At 68.0% G+C, this 20,236-nt stretch carries 18 protein-coding genes; 6 read left to right on the top strand and 12 right to left on the bottom strand.

Annotated elements, in window-relative coordinates; genetic code table 11:
- Positions 1 to 29: 29 nt before the first annotated feature.
- The 6 genes from hydA to aptA are packed head-to-tail and all read right to left on the bottom strand — an operon-like array spanning position 30 to position 4,997.
- Positions 30 to 1,478: a dihydropyrimidinase gene (gene hydA, locus IEX88_RS16470; RefSeq protein ID WP_188852683.1), complete on the bottom strand. Its 1,449-nt coding sequence runs from the start codon at positions 1,476 to 1,478 to the stop codon at positions 30 to 32.
- The gene (locus IEX88_RS16465; protein WP_188852681.1) at positions 1,475 to 1,855 is read right to left on the bottom strand and encodes a type II toxin-antitoxin system PemK/MazF family toxin; all 381 of its coding nucleotides are present in this window, start codon (positions 1,853 to 1,855) and stop codon (positions 1,475 to 1,477) included. The genes hydA and IEX88_RS16465 overlap by 4 nt, the downstream gene beginning before the upstream one ends.
- Complete coding sequence (locus tag IEX88_RS16460) at positions 1,852 to 2,076, bottom strand: antitoxin MazE-like protein (RefSeq protein WP_188852679.1); 225 nt, start codon at positions 2,074 to 2,076, stop codon at positions 1,852 to 1,854. The genes IEX88_RS16465 and IEX88_RS16460 overlap by 4 nt, the downstream gene beginning before the upstream one ends.
- A gap of 32 nt (positions 2,077 to 2,108) precedes the next feature.
- Positions 2,109 to 3,302, bottom strand: a complete 1,194-nt coding sequence (locus IEX88_RS16455) for a Zn-dependent hydrolase (RefSeq protein WP_244640283.1) — start codon at positions 3,300 to 3,302, stop codon at positions 2,109 to 2,111.
- Between the two features lie 53 nt (positions 3,303 to 3,355).
- Complete coding sequence (locus IEX88_RS16450) at positions 3,356 to 3,661, bottom strand: cupin domain-containing protein (protein ID WP_188852675.1); 306 nt, start codon at positions 3,659 to 3,661, stop codon at positions 3,356 to 3,358.
- On the bottom strand, positions 3,651 to 4,997 hold the full coding sequence (aptA, locus tag IEX88_RS16445) for an omega-aminotransferase AptA (protein ID WP_188852673.1): 1,347 nt from the start codon (positions 4,995 to 4,997) through the stop codon (positions 3,651 to 3,653). Before aptA ends, IEX88_RS16450 begins: the two co-directional genes overlap by 11 nt.
- Before the next feature lie 172 nt (positions 4,998 to 5,169).
- Here aptA and IEX88_RS16440 point away from each other — a divergent pair, with 172 nt between their 5' ends.
- Positions 5,170 to 5,832: a TetR family transcriptional regulator C-terminal domain-containing protein gene (locus IEX88_RS16440; protein ID WP_188852671.1), complete on the top strand. Its 663-nt coding sequence runs from the start codon at positions 5,170 to 5,172 to the stop codon at positions 5,830 to 5,832.
- Positions 5,833 to 5,884: 52 nt separating this feature from the next.
- On the opposite strand, the gene IEX88_RS16435 is transcribed toward IEX88_RS16440, so the two are convergent.
- The 3 genes from IEX88_RS16435 to IEX88_RS16425 all read right to left on the bottom strand — a co-directional run bounded on the left by IEX88_RS16435 (position 5,885) and on the right by IEX88_RS16425 (position 11,226).
- Positions 5,885 to 8,347, bottom strand: a complete 2,463-nt coding sequence (locus tag IEX88_RS16435; protein ID WP_188852669.1) for a GGDEF domain-containing phosphodiesterase — start codon at positions 8,345 to 8,347, stop codon at positions 5,885 to 5,887.
- A gap of 132 nt (positions 8,348 to 8,479) precedes the next feature.
- Positions 8,480 to 9,784, bottom strand: a complete 1,305-nt coding sequence (preA, locus tag IEX88_RS16430) for an NAD-dependent dihydropyrimidine dehydrogenase subunit PreA (protein ID WP_188852667.1) — start codon at positions 9,782 to 9,784, stop codon at positions 8,480 to 8,482.
- A gap of 11 nt (positions 9,785 to 9,795) precedes the next feature.
- Positions 9,796 to 11,226 (bottom strand): NAD(P)-dependent oxidoreductase, encoded by a 1,431-nt coding sequence (locus IEX88_RS16425; protein ID WP_188852665.1) that lies wholly within the window; start codon positions 11,224 to 11,226, stop codon positions 9,796 to 9,798.
- 286 nt (positions 11,227 to 11,512) lie between these two features.
- Here IEX88_RS16425 and IEX88_RS16420 point away from each other — a divergent pair, with 286 nt between their 5' ends.
- The gene (locus IEX88_RS16420) at positions 11,513 to 12,871 is read left to right on the top strand and encodes a mechanosensitive ion channel family protein (protein WP_244640255.1); all 1,359 of its coding nucleotides are present in this window, start codon (positions 11,513 to 11,515) and stop codon (positions 12,869 to 12,871) included.
- Positions 12,872 to 13,036: 165 nt separating this feature from the next.
- Here IEX88_RS16420 and IEX88_RS16415 read toward each other — a convergent pair whose 3' ends face one another.
- The 3 genes from IEX88_RS16415 to IEX88_RS16405 all read right to left on the bottom strand — a co-directional run bounded on the left by IEX88_RS16415 (position 13,037) and on the right by IEX88_RS16405 (position 15,871).
- Positions 13,037 to 13,972: a DUF5996 family protein gene (locus tag IEX88_RS16415; protein WP_188852661.1), complete on the bottom strand. Its 936-nt coding sequence runs from the start codon at positions 13,970 to 13,972 to the stop codon at positions 13,037 to 13,039.
- A gap of 64 nt (positions 13,973 to 14,036) precedes the next feature.
- Positions 14,037 to 15,410, bottom strand: a complete 1,374-nt coding sequence (locus tag IEX88_RS16410; RefSeq protein WP_188852659.1) for an FAD-containing oxidoreductase — start codon at positions 15,408 to 15,410, stop codon at positions 14,037 to 14,039.
- On the bottom strand, positions 15,407 to 15,871 hold the full coding sequence (locus tag IEX88_RS16405; protein ID WP_188852657.1) for a DUF4126 domain-containing protein: 465 nt from the start codon (positions 15,869 to 15,871) through the stop codon (positions 15,407 to 15,409). Before IEX88_RS16405 ends, IEX88_RS16410 begins: the two co-directional genes overlap by 4 nt.
- A gap of 236 nt (positions 15,872 to 16,107) precedes the next feature.
- On the opposite strand from IEX88_RS16405, the gene IEX88_RS16400 reads away from it, so the two are divergent.
- The 4 genes from IEX88_RS16400 to IEX88_RS16385 all read left to right on the top strand — a co-directional run bounded on the left by IEX88_RS16400 (position 16,108) and on the right by IEX88_RS16385 (position 20,209).
- Positions 16,108 to 18,180: an ATP-dependent helicase gene (locus IEX88_RS16400; RefSeq protein ID WP_188852655.1), complete on the top strand. Its 2,073-nt coding sequence runs from the start codon at positions 16,108 to 16,110 to the stop codon at positions 18,178 to 18,180.
- Between the two features lie 139 nt (positions 18,181 to 18,319).
- On the top strand, positions 18,320 to 18,703 hold the full coding sequence (locus IEX88_RS16395) for a DUF4174 domain-containing protein (RefSeq protein ID WP_244640253.1): 384 nt from the start codon (positions 18,320 to 18,322) through the stop codon (positions 18,701 to 18,703).
- A gap of 36 nt (positions 18,704 to 18,739) precedes the next feature.
- On the top strand, positions 18,740 to 19,669 hold the full coding sequence (locus IEX88_RS16390) for an SHOCT domain-containing protein (protein ID WP_188852651.1): 930 nt from the start codon (positions 18,740 to 18,742) through the stop codon (positions 19,667 to 19,669).
- A 204-nt stretch (positions 19,670 to 19,873) separates the two neighbouring features.
- Positions 19,874 to 20,209 (top strand): DUF2147 domain-containing protein, encoded by a 336-nt coding sequence (locus IEX88_RS16385; RefSeq protein WP_188852649.1) that lies wholly within the window; start codon positions 19,874 to 19,876, stop codon positions 20,207 to 20,209.
- Positions 20,210 to 20,236: the final 27 nt, after the last annotated feature.

Here is a 20,236-nt window from a genome sequence, read left to right as displayed (position 1 = left end):
GCGCCCGTTCGCCCGCCAGGTTCAAGCGACTAAACTCCTGCCGGAATGCCGGAACGCTCGATCCGCCGCGGCGCGGTCAGCTCCTTCCAGGTCGACAGCGCCTTCGCCACCGGCGGGCCGGCCGGCCGCTCGACAAAACGCCCGGTGCCCGTCTCCGACCTGATCTCGCCGTTCTGGTAGGCGATGCGCCCGCGCGACAGGGTGACGACGGGAAGGCCGGTCACTTCCATTCCTTCGAAAACGTTGTAGTCGATGGCCGATTTCTGCGTCGCGGCCGAGATCGTCTTCGTCGCCGCGGGATCGAGGATCACGAGGTCGGCGTCCGCGCCGGGCAGGATCGCGCCCTTGCGGGGATAGATGTTGAGGATTTTCGCGATGTTCGTCGACGTCGCCGCGACGAACTCGTTCATCGTGAGGCGCCCGGTCCGCACGCCCCTCGTCCAGAGCATGGCCAGCCGGTCCTCCAGCCCGCCGGTGCCGTTCGGAATCTTGGTGAAGTCGCCGACGCCGAATCGCTTCTGCTGGGTGGTGAAGGCGCAGTGGTCGGTCGCCACCACCTGCAGCGAGCCCGAGGCGAGGCCCGCCCAGAGTGAATCCTGGTTCGCCTTGTCGCGGAAGGGCGGGCTCATCACCCGGCGGGCGGCATAGTCCCAGTCGGCGTTGAAGTATTCGCGCTCGTCGAGCGTCAGGTGCTGGATCAGCGGCTCCCCGTAGACGCGCATGCCCTTCTGCCGGGCGCGCCGGATCGCCTCGTGGCTCTGCTCGCAGGAGACATGGACGACGTAGAGCGGGACGCCCGCCTGGTCCGCGATCATGATGGCGCGGTTCGTGGCCTCGCCCTCGACCTCGGGCGGCCGGGAATAGGCGTGTGCCTCCGGCCCGTTGTTGCCCTCGGCCAAAAGCTTCTGCTGCAGGAAGGCGACGACGTCGCCGTTCTCGGCATGGACGAGCGGCATGGCGCCGATCTCGGCGCAGCGCGAGAAGGAGGCGAACATCTCGTCGTCGTTCACCATCAAGGCGCCCTTGTAGGCCATGAAGTGCTTGAAGGTGTTGATACCGCGCTCGACGACGAGCGGCATCTCGTCGAACACCTTCTCACCCCACCAGGTGATCGCCATGTGGAAGGAATAGTCGGTGCGGGCTTTGCCGGCCTTCTGGTGCCAGGCCTGCAGCGCGTCGATCAGGCTCTCGTTCGGCGCGGGAAGGCAGAAGTCGACGACCATGGTCGTGCCGCCCGCCAGCGCCGCCGCCGTGCCGGTATCGAAGTCGTCGGAGGAGAAGGTGCCCATGAAGGGCATTTCGAGATGCGTGTGCGGATCGATGCCGCCCGGCATGACATAGGCGCCGGAGGCGTCGATCACCTCGTCGCCGACAAGATCCGGACCGACGGCGGCGATCGTGTCGCCGTCGACGAGGACGTCGGCGCGGAAGGTGAGGTCGGCGGTGACGACGGTGCCGCCCTTGATCACGATGGTCATGGTTGTTGGTCCTGACTCCGAGAATAGACGAATGAGGCGGGTGCGAACGCGTTCGCCAGCTGCAGAAAGACGGCGAGGCAGCGGTCCAGCGCCGCCATCTCCTCTGCGTCCAATGCACCGATGACCTCGAACACCTTCTTGCGCGGGTAGGTCTGGAGCTTGTCAACCATCGCACGCGACGTGTTCCGCAAACCGTCTGAAACAGTCGGCGCGATCTGGATGCGGATGGAGATGTCCGTGCCGAGGTCGCTGGTAAAGGGAACAACCGTAACGCTGCCCAGATGCGCAGCGAAATGATCGGCTTGAACGACGACGGCCGGTCGCGCCTTACCGTAGTCGCCTTGACCCGAAACCAGGACCACGTCGCCGCGTTTCATAGCGGCAGGTCATCCGACAAGCCTGCAACCTCTTCGGATAAATGGTCGAGCTCGCCCGAACGTCGGTCGGCATCGTTGATGGCAGCACAGTCCTGCTTCATCCGCGCGAGGAAGTCCGGATTATTCCAGTCCGGGACCCAAATCTCGGCCTGGAAAGGCCGCCAGCCTTGAGCCAGGAGTTCTCGGCGCTCCGCCTCCGTCAATTCCCTGGGCCGTCCCATCCGAGCCTCCTTCGGTCCGCACCGGCAAAATCCTACCCCACGATCTCCGCCGTCTCCACCACCGCATGAAACAGCACGTCCGCCCCCGCCTTCGCCCATTCCTTGGAAATTTCCTCGGCCTCGTTGTGGCTGAGGCCGTCGACGCAGGGGCAGAAGATCATCGCCGTCGGGGCGACGCGGTTGATCCAGCAGGCGTCGTGGCCGGCGCCCGAGACGATGTCGGTGTGCGAATAGCCGAGCCGCTCGGCGGCATGGCGCACGGCGGCGACGCAGGTGGCGTCGAAGGTCACGGGGTCGAAATGCCCGACCTCGTCGACCGACACGTCGATGTCCAGCGCCTCGGCGATGGTGTCGATCCCGTCCTCGATGCGCTCGCGCATCTCGTCCAAAGTCTCCTTGGAGGGCGAGCGGATGTCGATGGTGAAGGTGGTGCGGCCGGCGATGATGTTGCGCGAATTGGGATAGGCATCCATGTGGCCGACCGTGCCGACGGCGCCCGGCTGGTAGTCCATCGCCACCTCGTTCACGAGCTCGATCACCCTGGCCATGCCGAGCCCCGCATCCCGGCGCTTGTACATCGGTGTCGAGCCGGTGTGGTTCTCCTTGCCGGTGAGCGTCACTTCCAGCCAATAGAGGCCCTGGCCGTGGGTGACGACGCCGATCTGGACGTCCTCGTCCTCGAGAATCGGCCCCTGCTCGATATGGTATTCGAAATAGGCGTGCATCCGGCGCTGCCCGACGGGTTCCTCGCCCTGCCAGCCAATCCGCACGAGCTCGTCGCCGAAGCGCTTGCCCGCGGCGTCCTTGCGGTCCTTGGCCCAGGCCTCGTCGTGCATGCCGGCGAAGACGCCGGAGGCGAGCATGGCGGGGGCAAAGCGGGTGCCCTCCTCGTTCGTCCAGTTCACCGCGACGATCGGGTGCTTCGTCCGGATGCCGAGATCGTCCAGCGTTCGGATGACCTCCAGCCCGGCGAGGACGCCGAGAACGCCGTCATACTTGCCGCCGGTCGGCTGGGTATCGAGATGCGAGCCGACATAGACCGGCAGGGCCTCGGGATCGGTGCCCTCACGCCGGGCGAACATGTTGCCCATCGTGTCGAGCCCCATGGCAAGGCCCGCCGCCTCGCACCAGGACTGGAACAGCGCCCGTCCCCTGGCGTCGTCGTCGGTCAGCGTCTGACGGTTGTTGCCGCCGGCAATGCCGGGGCCGATCTGGGCCATCTCCATCAGCGAGTCCCACAGGCGGTCGCCATTGATCTGGAGATTGGAGGTCAGAGAGGTCACGCCTTCAGTTCCACTTCGATGAAGCACATCGCTTCGCTTCCGGCATTGACGACATTGTGCTCGACGCCCTCGTCGCGGCGATAGGCGATCCCTGCCTCCAACTCGACGCGCCGGGAGCCTCCGCCCGGCTCCTCCAGAAGCATGGAGCAAGGCGTGACGGTGGTGATGACATAGTCCATGCCGTGCCGATGCCAGCCGGTTTCGGCCCCGGGCGCGAATTCGAAGCGGCTGACGCGCACCCGCTCGTCGTCGATCAGCACCGCGTGGCTTGCCTGCGGGCGGCTCGCCGGCTTACTCGACATCGTTCAGCACCATCTTCAGCGTGTCGACGATCTCGCCGATCTGGTCCTCGGAAATGATCAGCGGCGGCGACAAAGCGATGATGTCGCCCGTGGTGCGGATCAGGAGGCCCTTCTCATAAGCTTTCAGGAAGGCCGAGAAAGCGCGCTTGGTCGGCTGTCCCGGGATCGGCTCGAGCTCCACCGCGCCGATGAGGCCGGTGGTGCGGATATCGATGACGTGGCGCGTTCCCTTCAGCGACTGGATGGCGTCGGCCCAGACCGGCGTCAGCGCCTTGGCCCGCTCGAACAGGCCCTCTTCCCGGTAGGTGTCGAGCGTCGCCAGCGCCGCGGCGGAGGCGATCGGATTGCCGGAATAGGTGTAGCCGTGGGCGAATTCGATCATGTGCTCGGGGCCCTGCATGAAGGCCTCGTAGATCGTGTCGCGCACGAAGACGGCGCCCATCGGAATGACGCCGTTCGACAGGCCCTTGGCCGAGACGATGATGTCGGGCGTCACGCCAAAGTGGTCGGCGGCGAAGGCCGCGCCCATGCGGCCGTAGCCGGTGATCACCTCGTCGAAGATCAGGAGAATGCCGTGCTGGTCGCAGATCTCGCGCAGGCGCTTGAGGTAGCCCTTCGGCGGCGGCAGCACGCCGGTGGAGCCCGCGACCGGCTCGACGATGACGGCGGCGATGGTCGAGGGATCGTGCAGCGTCGCGATGCGCGAGAGGTCCTCGGCGAGTTCCACGCCGTGCTCGGCCTCGCCATCGGAATAGGGATTGCGGACGGGGTCGTGGGTGTGGCGCATGTGGTCGACGCCGGTGAGCAGCGTGCCGAACATCTTGCGGTTGCCGACGATGCCGCCGACCGAGATGCCGCCGAAATTGACGCCGTGATAGCCGCGCTCGCGGCCGATCAGCCGGAAGCGTGCGCCTTCGCCCTTCACCCGGTGGTAGGCGAGCGCGATCTTCAGCGCCGTCTCCACCGATTCCGAGCCGGAATTGGTGAAGAACACGTGGTCCAGTCCGGTGGGCGCGAGGGCAGCCAGGCGCGAGGCGAGCTCGAAGGCCTTGGGATGACCCATCTGGAAGGCCGGGGCATAGTCGAGCTCGGCCGCCTGTTTCGCGATGGCCTCGGTGATCTTCGGCCGGCAATGCCCGGCGTTGACGCACCAGAGCCCCGCGGTGCCGTCCAGCACCTGCCGCCCGTCGGCGGTGGTGTAGTGCATGTCCTTCGCGCCGATGAACATGCGCGGCGCCTCCTTGAACTGCCGGTTGGCGCTGAAGGGCATCCAAAAGGCTTCGAGGTTGTTCGTCGGAACGACGTTGCCCCCCCGGATCGGCGCGCTCTCGTTCATGGCAGGAACTCCCGGTTCGGCGGCGACCCTGGGCCGGCGCGGCCGAATTCTTGACTGTATGGTCAAAATGAAGGCTAGAAGGGCGCTCGGAGCGGGTCAAGCCGCTTCACCGCGGCGCCGCCCCTCTCGTCGGGAATTCCGCGCGGCGCGGGCGACGAAAGACGGTGGGACGATGGACGTCAAGACCGAGACGGCGGTGGACAGCCTGGCGGAGGACGAACGCCAGCCGACACGCATTCAGGCGATCAACCGCGGCATCATTCTCGACGCGGCGCTCGACGTGTTCTCGGTCCATGGCTTCAAGGGCTCGACCGTCGACCAGATCGCCGAGCGGGCGGGCATGTCGAAGCCGAACCTCCTCTACTATTACAGGCGCAAGCGCGACATCTACGCCGCCGTGCTGGAACTGACCCTCGACGCCTGGCTGGCGCCGCTGGAATCACTGGATCCGGACGGCGACCCGATCGAGGAACTCAGGCGCTACATTTCGAAGAAGCTCGAACTGTCGGCGGAGAGACCGGAGGCGTCGCGGCTGTTCGCCAACGAGATCCTGGCCGGCGCCCCGGCGATCGGCGGCTTCCTGTCCACCCGCCTGAAACGTCTCGTCCAGGCCAAGGCGGCGGTGATCGGGCAGTGGGTGAGCGAAGGGCGTCTGGCGCCGGTCGATCCCCATCACCTCATCTTCATGATCTGGGCGACAACGCAGCACTATGCCGATTTCGACGTGCAGGTCAGGGCCATCCTCGGCGAACAGGTCGGCAAACCAGGCTTTCGCGAGCAGACGGCCCAGGCGGTGCTCTCGATCATCCTGAACGGCATCCGACCGCGCCCCTGAGGAGCTCGCGCCCCCCCCCCCGCCGGGTCGCCGCCGGAGGGCGACAGGCGCGTCAGGCGAGGCTGAGCCTGCGCGGCCGGGCGGGGAGCGTCTCCTCCGTCAGCATCGGCCAGTCGAGCGGGATCCGCATCAGCAGGGTCGGCAAGGCGGAAGCCGGCTGCGGCTTGCTGAACAGGTAACCCTGCATCTCGCGGCACCCTTCCCGGTGCAGCAGCTGGTACTGCGCCGGTGTTTCGACGCCCTCGGCGATCACGGCCATCTTCATCGAATGGCTGAGCCCGATGACCGCGCGGATGACGGCCAGGCTCTCGGGCTTGTCGATGTCCCGCACGAAGGACTGATCGATCTTGATCTTGTCGAAGGGAAAGCGGGTGAGGTAGCCGAGCGAGGAATAGCCGGTGCCGAAATCGTCCATCGAGATGCGGGTGCCGAGGCGCCGCAGGGCGGTCAGCGTCGCCAGCACGTCCTCCGCCTGGTCGATGAACAGCGATTCCGTCACCTCCAGCTGCAGCCGCCGCGGGGAAAGGCCGGCATCGCGCAGCGCCGCCGTCACGTCGTCGACCAGCGTCTTGCTCTTGAACTGGACCGGCGAGAGGTTGACCGAAATGGCGAGATCGCCCGGCCATCCCGCGGCTTCGGCACAGGCCGTCTTCAGCGCCCACAGGCCGATTTCTGTGATGAGGCCGATGCTTTCCGCGATCGGAATGAACTGGTTGGGCGGGATCATCCCTTTGACCGGATGGCGCCAGCGCAAAAGCGCCTCGAAGCCCGACACCGCCGCCCTGTCGGCATCGACGAAGGGCTGATAGGCCAGTTCGAGCTCGCCGCGCTTGAGCGCGTGCCGGAGATCGCCCTCCATGGCCCGTCGCTGCAGCAGCTGCTCGCGCAGATGCGGCGCGTAGAAGCGATAGTCGCTGTCCTCGCTGCCCCTGACCTTGGCGTCGTGCAATGCCAGGTCGCAGTTCTGCATCACCGTATCGGCGGTCGCCGCAGCGTCCTGGACACCGCGTGCGTTGACCGAAATGCCCATGCTCAGGCCGATCGTCACCTGCCGCCCGTCGACCTCGAAAGGGATTTCGAAGGCCTTGAGGATAGCGGCGGCCAGATCCTCCGCCGCTTCCGGCTGTACACCGCTGTTCTGGATGATCGCGAACTCGTCCCCCCCGAGCCGGGCCACGCCGTCGCCCAGCGGGACGATGTCGACGAGGCGGCGGCCGACGGCCTGGAGCAGGGCATCGCCGACGAGGTGGCCGAAGATGTCGTTGATCGACTTGAATCCGTTCAGGTCGAGATAGACGACGGCGAGCTGGCCGGAAGCCGCCTTGTCGCCGAGCGCCTCCTGAAGGTTGTCGCGGAAGCGCCGGCGGTTGGCGAGGCCCGTCAGGGCGTCGTGACCGGCGAGGTGCTCGAGCCGCTGGGATGTCTTGTGCTGCTCGGTCACGTCGTCGAAGGTGATCACCAGTCCGCCGCCGCGCACGCCGCGCCGCTTGACCTGGAGCAGCTGCCCGCTCGGCATCTCGTGGACGAACATGCCGGTCTCGTGCGGTGCCAGGAAGTGATGGAACCGCGGATCGGCCAGAACCTCCTGTGCCGGCGCGCCGAGCTTGAAGTTCGAGAACAGGCGCGAGAACGGTTCGTTGAAGACGATGAGGTTCAGCCCGGCATCCAGCATGCACAGACCCTGGGTCATGTTGTTGAGGGCGGCGCCGAACTGGTTCTGGTGGGTCTCGAGGGTGGTGCCGAACGACGTCGCCTGGCTGAGCAGCAGCCGTTCCTGGCTCTGGCTCTGCTGGACGATGCCGGTGCGAAGCGTCTCCAGCGCCGCATGGAGGGCCGCAAATTCCCGCGTCGAATCCGTCGTGCGCTGCCGCGCGAGGTTGCCGCCCGCCATGGCGGCGATCATCGCCGTGGCCTGGCGCACGCGATGCACGAGCGACCGCGACAGAAAGAAGGCCAGGGCCATTACGCCCGCCAGGGTGGCGCCGAGGAAGACGATCTCGTCGCGGCTGGCGGCCTCGAGCCGGGCCGCAAACTGGTCCTGTCGCTCCTCGAGATCCTGGCTGGTCCGGGCGGTAGCAGCGTCGAAGGCCTCTGTGAGCTTGGCCGTCTCGCGCAGCGCCAGGCGCAGCGTCATGTCCCCTCCTGTCGCCTGGAGACGCAGCAAGGCATTGACGATCGTATCCCGCATCGGGGAGGCCTTGCCGTCGACCGCAGCGCCGCCGGCCGCCTGGGCGCTGGCGAGCATGTCCTTCACCGCGTCGTCAACCAGCGCACGGTCGGCATCGGACAGGGCCTGGTCCGGCCCGGTCGCCGCGCCGCGGGAAAGAACGGCCTCGAGGAGGGCCGCCCGTCGCTGTCCGTCCTGCAGATCACGGATCGACTGCTGCCGCGGCGCCAGATCCTGCGCGAAGGATGAATGCAGGTCGACATGGGCGCGCTGGCTGACCACCGCGAACGCAATGGTGAACAGCGCGAAGGCCATGCAACCGAGGATGAGCTTCAGATTGATCGACATCGAGGCCCCTGATGACGCTCGGCAACGATCCTTCATCGGGGCACGCTGCGACCGGTCTCGCCCCAGACCTTAGACTTCAGGCTTTTCCAGAAGGTTAAGTTACGGTCTTCGTACCCGCGCCGAGGCGCCGGATCATTCGGCGGCGAGCTTGGCCATGGGATTGTTGGGATGCATCGTCCAGTTGGCATAGGCGGGCTCGATGGGCTTGCCGGTGCGGGGGTCGATCCCGGCGATCGCTTCCATGGTGATGCAGTCCTCCACCGGGCAGACACTGACACAGAGGTTGCAGCCGACGCATTCCGCATCGATCACCTCGAACCGCCTGATGCCGTCGACGCGGCTGGTGATCGCCTGGTGCGAGGTATCCTCGCAGACGATGTGGCAGCGGCCGCAGGAGATGCATTTGTCTTGGTCGATCCGCGCCTTGGTGACGTAGTTGAGGTTGAGATACTGCCAGTCGGTGACGTTCGGCACGGCGCGGCCGCGAAAATCCTCGATCGTGGCGTAACCCTTCTCGTCCATCCAGTCGGAGAGACCGGAGATCATTTCCTGGACGATCTTGAAACCGTAGGTCATGGCGGCGGTGCAGACCTGCACCGTGCCGCAGCCGAGCGCGATGTATTCGGCCGCGTCGCGCCAGGTGGTGATGCCGCCGATGCCCGAGATCGGCATGCCGCGCGTCGCCACGTCCCGGGCGATCTCGGCGACCATGTTGAGCGCGATCGGCTTCACCGCCGGGCCGCAATAGCCGCCATGGCTGCCCTTGCCGTCGATGGTCGGCGTCGGCGCGAAATTGTCGAGGTCGATGGAGACGATCGAGGAGATGGTGTTGATGAGGGACACCGCGTCGGCGCCGCCGGCTCTCGCCGCGCGGGCGGGATAGCGGATGTCGGTGATGTTGGGCGTCAGCTTGACGATGACGGGCAAGCGCGAATGCTCTTTGCACCAACGCGCCACCATTTCGATGTATTCCGGCACCTGGCCGACGGCCGAGCCCATGCCGCGCTCGCTCATGCCATGCGGACAGCCGAAATTGAGCTCGACGCCGTCGGCGCCGGTCTCCTCGACGACAGCGAGGATCTGCTGCCAGCTCTTCTCCTCGCAAGGGACCATCAGGGAGACGATCATCGCCCGGTCCGGCCAGTTGCGCTTGACCCGGGCGATCTCCTCGAGATTGAGGTCGAGCGCGCGGTCGGTGATCAGCTCGATGTTGTTGAAGCCGAGGAGGCGCCGGTCCGGCCCGTGAATGGCGCCGTAGCGCGGGCCGTTGACGTTGACGACGGGATCGCCCTCGCCGAGCGTCTTCCACACGACGCCGCCCCAGCCGGCCTCGAAGGCGCGCTGGACGTTGTATTCCTTGTCCGTCGGCGGCGCCGAGGCGAGCCAGAACGGATTGGGCGAGGAGATGCCGAGAAAGCGCGTCGAAAGATCGGCCATCGCCATGCTCCTCAGGAAGGTTCTGCGGGGGTGAGACGCGCGACGGCCGACGACAGCGCGCGGCCGAGACTGGCGGCGAGACCCGGCTTCTGGCGGAGCGCCGCATCGATATCGAGCGCGGCGCGCTTGCCATGAGCCACGGCGACGACCGTCAGATCCTCGCCGCCCGTGACGCAGTCGCCGCCGGCCCAGACACCGGCGAGGCTGGTGCGCCCGTCGGCATCGACCTTGATGCGGCCCTTCTCCAGCGCCACCGAGGCCCCGGTCTCGCCGACGGGATCGGCGACGAACAGCTGGCCGACGGCCTTGAACACCTGATCGGCGGCGATGACGAGCGTCTCGCCGGTGCCGACGAGCGTGTCGCCCAGCGTCGTCGTGCGCTCGAATTCGACGCCTTGGACAGAGCCGCCGGTGGTCGCGATCCGCACCGGCCTGATGTTGCAGCGGATCGACACGCCGCGGGTCTGCGCCAGCTCCTGCTCGAAGGCCGAGGCGTTCATCGCCGCCTGGTCGCGCCGATAGGCGACAGTGACCGTCTCCGCGCCGAGCCCCTTGGCCTGCACGGCCGCGTCGATCGCGGTCATGCCGCCGCCGATGACGAGGACATGCCGGCCGATCGGCAGACCGGCGAGATCGTCCGCCTGTCGCAGGCCGGCGATCCAGTCGACCGCATCCTGCATGCCGGACACGTCCTCTTCCGCGATCCCCAGCGCGTTGACGCCGGCAAGGCCGAGGGCGAGAAACACCGCGTCGAATTCCTGGCTGAGATCGGCGAGCGAGAAATCGCGGCCGAGCGCCTTGCCGGTCTCGATGGCGATGCCGCCGATCCCGAGCAGGAAGGCCACCTCGGCCTGCGCGAAATCGTCGACCGCCTTGTAGGTAGCGATACCATACTCGTTGAGGCCGCCGGCCTTGGGGCGGGCGTCGTAGATGGTCACGTCATGCCCCAGCATGGCGAGGCGGTGGGCGCAGGAAAGGCCCGCCGGCCCGGCGCCGACGACGGCGACCCGCTTGCCGGTCACCGCGGCCCGCGTGAAGGGATGGTCGCCCCGCGCCATCAGGTGGTCGGTAGCATAGCGCTGCAGCATGCCGATCTTCACCGGCTTGCCCTCCGCCACCTGGCGCACGCAGACCTCCTCGCACAGCGTCTCGGTCGGGCAGACGCGGGCGCACATACCACCCAGTATGTTAGCATCCAGGATGGTCTTTGCCGCGCCGAGAGGATTGCCGGCCTGGATCTCGCGGATGAACAGCGGCACGTCGATCGAAGTCGGGCAGGCCGTCATGCAGGGCGCGTCGTAGCAGAAATAGCAGCGATCCGCCTCGACGGCCGCCTCGTGCCGGTCGAGCGGCGGATGGAGATCGGCGAAATGCCGCGCGAGCGTTTCGTCATCGAGGCGATGGGCTGAAATATCGGGCCGCGGCAGCGATGCTTCGTTCATCCGAAAACGCCTTTCTTGCCCGGCACGAAACCGGCCGACGGGCTCTCAGATTAGAATGATCGCAAATTTCGCGACCGTCAAATTTTTTGATCATCTGGTCAAGAATGCTTCGATCCAATCCGAACGACGACGGCAGACGATCGATGCCCAGGAACCGTTCCGATGCCGCCGGGCGATTGGCATTTCCCGGCAATGATGGGATGGAACGACAGGGCGTCGTTCGATGTGACCGCCTCGGAGCTCGGCGCGGGACCGATCGTCGACGGGGACCGGAATGAATCAGGAAATGCTCCGCCAATTCGCAGAGCGCGCCGAGGCGATCGGCCGCGATCTGCTCGACTTCTTCCACGAGCCCTCCTCGCTGTTCCAGATGGCGGTCGTCGCCGTCTGCTTCATCCTCGCCACCATATTCGACAGGCTGAGCCGCGGTGCCATCGAGGATCAGGCCCGCCGGATCAAGGGGGCGCCCCGGGTGCTCCGGCTGGTCGCCGCCATCCGGCGGCGCATGCGGCTGGTCTATTTCGTCTTGCTGGTCTGGATGGCCAGCCTCGTCGATGCCGCGGCCGGCGGGCCGGCGTCCGAGATCATCGCCGTCGTCCTCAAGCTGGCGCTGGCCTTTCTCGTTATCGCCGTGGCCTCGCGGATCATCCGCAACCGCCTGCTCGCCCGGCTGATCACCCTCGTCGCCTGGACCTTCGCCGCTTTGTCGATCCTGCATTGGCTGGAGCCGGTCGCCGTCACCCTCGATGGCGCTGCCGTCACCTTCGGCGCCACCCGCATCTCGCTGCTGCTGGCGATCAAGACCGTCGCCCTCCTCGCCGGGACGCTGTGGCTCGCCTCCGTCATCGGCCAGTTTCTCGACGCGCGAGTCCGGCGCAGCGAGGAGCTGACGCCGACGCTGCGCGTCCTCATCGGCAAATTCCTGCGCATCGGCCTCATCCTCCTGTCGCTCACCGTGGCGCTCGCAGTGGCCGGCGTCGACCTGACGGCCCTGACGGTGCTGTCGGGCGCGATCGGCGTCGGCCTCGGCTTCGGCCTGCAGAAGGTCGTCTCTAACTTCATCTCCGGCATCATCATCCTGCTCGACCGCTCGATCAAACCCGGCGACACCATTTCGCTCGGCGAGACCTTCGGCTGGATCCGCGAGCTGCGCGCCCGCTTCGTCTCGGTGGTGACGCGCGACGGCCGCGAGTTCCTGATCCCCAATGAGGATTTCATCACCAATCAGGTGATCAACTGGTCCTTCACCAACGAGTTGGTGCGCATCGACGTCAAATTCGGCGTCGCCTACGACAGCGACCCGCACGCGGTGATCGCGCTTGCCAAAGCGGCGGTCGCCAGCGTGCCGCGCGTCGTCGAGGCCAATCCGGTGGTCTGCTGGATCACGGGGTTCGGGGATTCCTCGATCGACTTCGTGCTGCGTTTCTGGATCCGCGATCCGCAGGCCGGTCTCACCAACGTCAAGGGCGCGGTCTTTCTGGCGCTGTGGGATGCGTTCAAGGCGAACGGCGTCACCCTGCCGTTTCCGCAGCGCGACGTCACGCTCTACGATGCGCGGATGCCCAAGCCCCGCGCGGAGGAGGCTCCCGGCGGCCCCGCTCCGGCTTTTGCGGGCGACGCCCCGCCAGTCGGCGCAAACGACTGACCGGCGCCGGCGATCGTCGGCGCAGCAGTTTAGGCCGCCGGCCCGTCAGCGGGACGAGAGCGTAGAGCAGTACGCCAGCCGCCCCCCATTCCAGCGTCCTTCGCCACTGGCGCGTCGTGCGCCCTTTCCGCGGCCGAAGATCGGAAAGCCCAGGTCACCCGGCCGTCAGCGGACCGCCCGCGGCACGCCAGGCACGCCCGGCAGGCATTCCAGCGCGGCAACATCCCACTTCCCGGCGTCCGCGGCGGCGCGGTAGGTGCTGCCGAGAAAGGCCATCAGCATGGCTTCGGGATCGGCGGCCCGGCGCACCGCGTCGTAGGGCAGGAGAAACTCGCCGAGGGTTTCATGGAAGAAGGCTTCGGCCGGGGCGACGATCGCCTGCGAGAAGCCGGGCGGCGGCGGGTAGGCGTAGGAATAGAAGGCGGGGTAGTCGACGCCCCCGCCGCCCGGCCAGAAGCCGGCCGAGGAGACCTCGTGGCTGTAGGCCTCGCGCGTCACGGCATCGGGCAGCGCCGGCACGCCGCCGGGATGCAGCGGCGCCGGACGGCCGGAAAAGCGCGTCACCGCCAGATCGAAACTGCCCCAGAACAGATGGACCGGGCTGACCTTGCCGAGAAAGCCGGTGCGAAAGCGCTTGAAAACCCGGACGACGGACACGCAGGCGTCGAAGAAGCGCGCGACGGCCTCGCCGTCATAGGGGCGCTCGGCAAAATCCTCGGCGAACGGCACCGGCGCCACCACCTCGTTCGGCCGGCCGTTGAAGACGGGATTGCCGCCGAGCATGGCCAGGAGATCGAGAAACTGCCGGCGAAAGTCGGCGACCGACATCGCCCCCAGCGGAAACTCGGCGCTGCGCCCGTCGGTGGTGATGCCGATCAGCGCGTGGCGCTGGAAGTCGAAGGCGATCTCGATCCCCGGTCCGTCCGGCACCAGCCCCGTGGTCAGCCCACGCGCGTCGACATAGAGCGTCGCGTGCCAGGAATGGTTCATCCAGGGCGTGTTCGCCAGCCGGTATTTGCCGACGATCTGCGACCAGAGATGCAGCGCCGCGCAACTGTCGCGCCAGGGCAGGTAGGGGATGTCGGGCCATGCCTCTGCCATGTCGGAATCTCCTCGGCGACGCCGGCAGCGTCGTCCATCGCGCCCGCCCTGGCAAGCGGTTCCGCTAATCCTTCAGCTCTCCGAGCAGGGTCGGAATGAGCTCCGAGACCGTCGGGTGGATCGGCACGGCGCGCTGCAGCTGCGGATAGAGCGCTCCGGCGTTCATCATATCGAGGACACCGTGGATCGCCTCGTCGCCGCCGACGCCGAGAATGGCGGCGCCGAGGATTTCCTGGCTGTCGCGGTCGACGACGATCTTCATCAGGCCGCGGTCCTCGCCCTTCTCCACCGCGCGCGACACCCGCGTCATCGGCCGCCGGCCGACGGCGATGCGGCGCCCGCTCGCCCGCGCCTCCGTCTCCGTCATGCCGACCCGGCCGAGCGGCGGGTCGGTGTAGAGCGCATAGGCAGGGATGCGGTCGCTGACGCGGCGCTCGCCGCCGTCGAGGAGATTGGCGGCGACGATCTCGAAATCATTATAGGCGGTGTGGGTGAAGGCGCCGCGGCCATTGCAGTCACCGAGCGCGAAGATGCCGGGGACGGACGTCTGCAGATCGTCGTCGACGATGATCATGCCTTTCTCGTCGACCGCGATGCCGGCCCGGTCGAGCCCGAGATCGTCGCTGTTCGGGCGCCGCCCGACCGCCAGCAGCACATGCGAACCGACCACGTCCAGCTCGCCCTCGGTGCAGTCGACGCCGACGGCGATGTCCGTCCCGCGCGGCGCGAACCGGATGCACTCGGCGTGCGTCCTGACGGCGATGCCCTCGGCCTCGAGAATCGACCTGACCGCGTCGGAGACGTCGTCGTCCTCGCGCCCGATCAGGCGCGGCCCCTTTTCGACCACCGTCACCCGGGACCCGAGACGGCGAAAGATCTGCGCGAATTCGAGCCCGACATAGCTGCCGCCGACGACGACGAGATGCGGCGGCACGTGGTCGAGGGCGAGGATCGACGTGTTGGTCAGCGTCGCGACGTCGTTGACGCCCGGAAAATCCGGGACGACGGCCCGGCCGCCGACATTGAGAAAAATCATCGGCGCCGACAACAGGCGCCCCTCCACGTCCATCTCCGTCGGCGAGACGAAGCGGGCGTGGCCGGCGATCACCGTCAGGCCCTCCATCCCCTCCAGCCAGGATCGCACGCCGTCGCGCGAGGCCGCGACGATCCTGTCCTTGCGCGCCATCACGGCGGCCATGTCGACGGCGATCCCGCCCTCGATGCGGATCCCGAAATCGCCGGCCCGGCGCGCCGCATGCGCGGCGGCGGCACTGGCGACGAGCGTCTTCGTCGGCGTGCAGCCGGTGTTGACGCAGGTGCCGCCGAAAAGCCCGCGCTCGACGAGGGCGACCGTCATCCCTGCCCCGGTCAGCCGGCCGGCCAGCGGCGGTCCCGCCTGCCCCGCGCCGACGATGATGGCGTCGAAGCGCTCGGTCATGCCAGCATGCCGACGATCAGGCACGCGCCGCCGATGGCGACGACGTCCTCGACCAGCGCCGCCGGCAGATCGCGCCCGAAAGCCCGCGCCAGCCAGCCGCGCGCCTCGGCCCCGCCGAGCGTGCCGAGAACCGCGCCGATCACGCCCGCGACCAGGCCGCCGAGGAGCGAGCCGCCCGCCGCGCCGAAAGCGGCGCCGCAGAGCCCGCCCATGACGATCCGCGCGCCGAACTGCATCGGCACCTTGCGGCTCGGCGTCGACGGCAGCTGGTCGGTGACGAGTTCGGCCACAGCGAGCAGCGTGAAGATCCAGGGTGTGAAGGTGTAGCCGAGGAAGGCGAGCGGCGTGTCCTGCAGCGGCAGCCAGCCCCAGGCCGCGGCCCAGCTGACGGCGGCCGGCGCCGTCATCGCGCGAAGGCCGGCGACGAGCCCGATGAGCAGGGCCAGCGTAAAGATGGACATGAGCGGGCTCCGGGCTGGGTGTTCACGCAAGCATCCAATCAGGAAATCCGGCTTGCGGATAGGACACGCGCCACCGGAAGCCTGCTCGCGGCGGGTGCCGGGGGCAAGCCCCCGCCGTTCGCCCGCCGCGGGCGCGTGGCGGGCGGCGGGAACAGCGGCGGCGGCGAGCCACAAAGACTTGCGAACAAAACAGGAAACAGGGATCGTCCCCTTCCGATCCCCGGACGATTCGCACCATGCCTGCCGCCTATCTCGACACGCTCAATCCAGAGCAGCGCCTGGCCGCCGAGCATGGCGTCGGCCCCGGCGGCCTGCCCGCCGCCGGGCCGCTTCTGGTCATCGCCGGTGCCGGCTCCGGCAAGACCAATACGCTGGCGCACCGCGTCGCTCATCTGATCGTCAGCGGGGCCGATCCCCGCCGCATCCTGCTCCTCACCTTCTCCCGGCGGGCCGCGGCGGAGATGTCGCGCCGGGTCGAGATGATTTCCGCCGCGGTCATGGGCAAGGACGCGGCGGTGATGGTCGGGGCCTTGAACTACGCCGGCACGTTCCACGGCATCGGCGCGCGGCTCCTGCGCGAGCATGCCGCCGACCTCGGGCTCGATCCCGGCTTCACCATCCACGACCGCGAGGATTCCGCGGACCTCATGAACCTAGTGCGGCACGAGCTCGGCTTCTCCCGCACCGAGACGCGGTTTCCGGCCAAGGCGACCTGCCTTGCCATCTACTCGCGCTGCGTCAACGCCCGCGCGCCGCTCGCCGACGTGCTCGCCCGCAACTTTCCCTGGTGCGGCGACTGGATGGAGGAACTCGCGACGTTGTTCGAGGCCTATGGCGCGGCCAAGGCGCAGCAGAACGTCCTAGACTACGACGATCTCCTGCTCTACTGGGCCGCCGCCGTCGCCGATCCCTTCCTCGCCGAGGAGATGGGCGGGCGCTTCGACCATGTGCTGGTCGACGAATACCAGGACACCAACGGCCTGCAGGCGGCGGTGCTCCTCGGCCTGAAGCCCGACGGGCGCGGCCTGACGGTGGTCGGCGACGACGCGCAGTCGATCTATTCCTTCCGCGCCGCCGAGATCCGCAACATCCTGGATTTTCCCGGCCTGTTCACCCCGCCGGCGGAGATCGTCACGCTGGAGCGCAACTACCGCTCGACGCAGCCGATCCTCAGCGCCGCCAACTCTGTCATCGGCCTCGCCGCCGAGCGCTTCACCAAGAACCTTTGGACCGACCGCGCCGGCAGCGAGGCGCCTGCGATCGTCGTCGTGCGCGACGAGAGCGAGCAGGCGCGCTTCGTCGCCACGCGCGTCCTAGAGAACCGCGAGGCCGGCACGCCGCTGAAGAGCCAGGCCGTCCTGTTTCGCACCTCGCATCATGCCGGTCCGCTCGAGGTCGAACTGACCCGCCGCAACATTCCCTTCGTCAAGTTCGGCGGCCTGAAGTTTCTGGACAGCGCGCACGTGAAGGACCTCCTCGCCGTGCTGCGCTTTGCCCAGAACCCGCGCGACCGCGTCGCCGGCTTCCGGCTGCTGCAGCTTCTGCCGGGCGTCGGCCCGACCGCCGCACAGCGCGTGCTCGACCACGTCACCGATGCCGCCGACGCGATGGCGGCCTTCCATGACGCACCGCCGCCGCCCCGGGCCGGCGCACACTGGGCGGGGCTCCTCGACGCGCTGGGTGAAATCGCCGCCGGGAAAGGCGCATGGCCGGCCGATCTCGGCCGCGCCCGGCTCTGGTACGAACCCCATCTCGACCGCCTGCACGAGGACGCCGCCACGCGCCGCGCCGACCTGCTGCAGCTCGAAATGATCGCGGCGGGCTACCCGTCACGCGAAAAATTCCTGACGGAGCTGACCCTCGACCCGCCTGACGCCACCAGCGACCAGGCCGGCGTGCCGCTGCGCGACGAGGACTATCTGATCCTCTCCACCATCCATTCCGCCAAGGGCCAGGAGTGGAAATCGGTCTTCGTCCTCAACGCCGTCGACGGCTGCATCCCCTCCGACCTCGGGACCGGCACCTCGGAGGAAATCGAGGAGGAGCGGCGGCTGCTTTATGTCGCGATGACGCGCGCCAAGGACGACCTCAGCCTCGTCGTGCCGCAACGCTTCTTCACCCATGGCCAGAGCGCCCGGGGCGACCGGCATGTCTATGCCGCGCGCACCCGCTTCGTCCCCGATGCCCTGCTGAAGCACTTCGCCGTCGTCCCCTGGCCGGTGGTCGACCGGGGCACCGGCCCGCTGCGCGCGCCGCGCGACGGGCCGCGGATCGACGTGCGGGCCAAGGCGCAAGCGATGTGGCGGTAAAGCGTTTGGGTTCGCGCCGGCGCGGCCGCCGGGAACCCGGCGTCCGGTCGGGTATTGTGCTGGGATGACGACCCGATCAGGAACCTCGATCCGCTTTGCCGTCTCCCTCTTGGGAGGTCTCGCTATGGGAGCGCTTGCCATGCCACAGCCCGGATCAGCCGGCCCCCTGGATGCGCTGCGCTGGGAGAAGCGTGCTTTCGTGGTCTTCGCCCGCGACAAGGCTGCCGCGGCGCGCCAACTGGCCGCCCTGCCCGCCCGGGGCCTGGTCGAGCGGGACATGGTCGTCCTCCTCGTTTCGGGCGAGGGCGCCGTGAAGGCGTCGGGAGCCGCCATGGACGAAACACCTTCGTCCGAGGCGCTGCGTCGGCAGTTCGAAGTGGCGCCGGACGTGCCTTTCGTGGCCTTGCTCGTCGGCAAGGATGGCGGCGTGAAGGTACGCGAGACCGCGCCGATCTCGGCCGCAGCGCTGTTCGGACTGATTGATGGCATGCCGATGCGACAGCAGGAAATGCGCTCGCAATAACGATGGGGAGCCGCCCGGCGGCCGAAGGGAACGACGATGACGGAGAAATGGTCGGCGGAAGCCCAGCGCAGGATCGCCGAGATCGCGGCGAAGAACGGCTTCAGCGCGGAGGCGGGCCTTGCCATGGCCGAGGCGATCACGCGCGGGGTCGGCTCGATGGCCCAGTTCAACCACCGCGATCTCGGCGGCCAGGGCCAGTGGGTCAAGGGCGGCATGCTGATGGTCGCCGACATGTTCAACGACGGCCTGAAGGCGCGGGTGCGCTCCCTCGCCGAAGCCCTCGCCGAGGCGGCCCAGCGCGGGGCCATCCAGCCGACATCGCCGGGTGAAAGCGGATCGGCCGGCGCCGCGGGTGCAGACCCCGGCGCGGCGGTGCCGCGCGACTCCGGCGGAGAGACCGGAGGCTCCGTCTCCCGCGACGGAAAGAACGGGGCGTGGTGGCCATCCGGCCTCGGCCAGCCCCAATCGAGCGGTGCACAGAACGGCCTGCGCTACGCCATCTTTCCCGCGGCCCGGCGCGTCGCGATCGAACGCGGCGGCAAAGTGAGCGTGCACGATAGTGGAGAGCACCGCATCGGCGGTATCTCCCAGCAGCAGGGCGCCCATTCCTCGCTCCGCTTCACCAGCCAGCACGGCGAGGTCGGCCTCGACGCTCTGCCCGAAGTGGACGGCGGCGCATCGGCTGGAAGCGCGGCGCCGGGCGATTCCGGCGACCCCGACCGACAGAGACCGTCGGATCCGAAAACACCGCGCGGCGCTGGCGGAAAAATCGAGGCGGGCGCCAGCGAAAGGCCGTCCGTCTCGCCGGAGCATCCGCCATCCCCTGTCCAAGCCGCGCCCGACGCCCGATCAACGGCCCGCGATCCCCTGGAGCTCATCCGCCAGCTCGCCGACTTGCGCGATGCCGGCATCCTCACCGAGGCGGAATTCGCCGCCAAGAAGACGGAGCTTCTCGCCCGCCTGTAGAGCCTGGGGCGTGCGCCTCCCGGCCCTCGCCGCCTGATCGAAGGAACAGGGCGACGCCACTCTCCCGTCCGCGTCGCGAAAATTGAGCCTCGAGCAAAATCGCCGAGCGATGCTGACAAAGGCGTGAGATCGGGAACCCACCGGCGCCCCGCGGCTTGTCTGCGATTGACGCTCTGCGATCCTCCGAACCCAAACGAGACTCCGATGAAACAGCTCCTCGCCGCCCTTCTCGTCCTTTCCACCGCCTCGGTCGCCCTGGCCGACGAGCCGATCCTCGGCAAATGGCGTGCCCCCGGCGGCGGCATCGTCGAGGTGACGTCCTGCAGCGCCGGCTTCTGCGCCACCGTCGTCAGCGGCCAGCATAGCGGCAAGGATGCCGGTGTGATGAACGGCAGCGAAGGCAACTACGCCGGGACGGTGACCGACCCGCGCGACGACAAGACCTATCAGGGCGAAGCGGTGATCGAGGGCGACACGCTGAAGATGACCGGTTGCGTTCTGAAGGTGCTGTGCAAGACGCAGCGCTGGACGCGCGTCTGACGCCCGCGAAAAGGTCAGGCCTCCAGG

This window comes from Aureimonas glaciei (genome assembly GCF_014643375.1).
Lineage (GTDB): Bacteria > Pseudomonadota > Alphaproteobacteria > Rhizobiales > Rhizobiaceae > Plantimonas > Plantimonas glaciei.
This window is presented reverse-complemented; position numbering and strand designations above follow the sequence as displayed.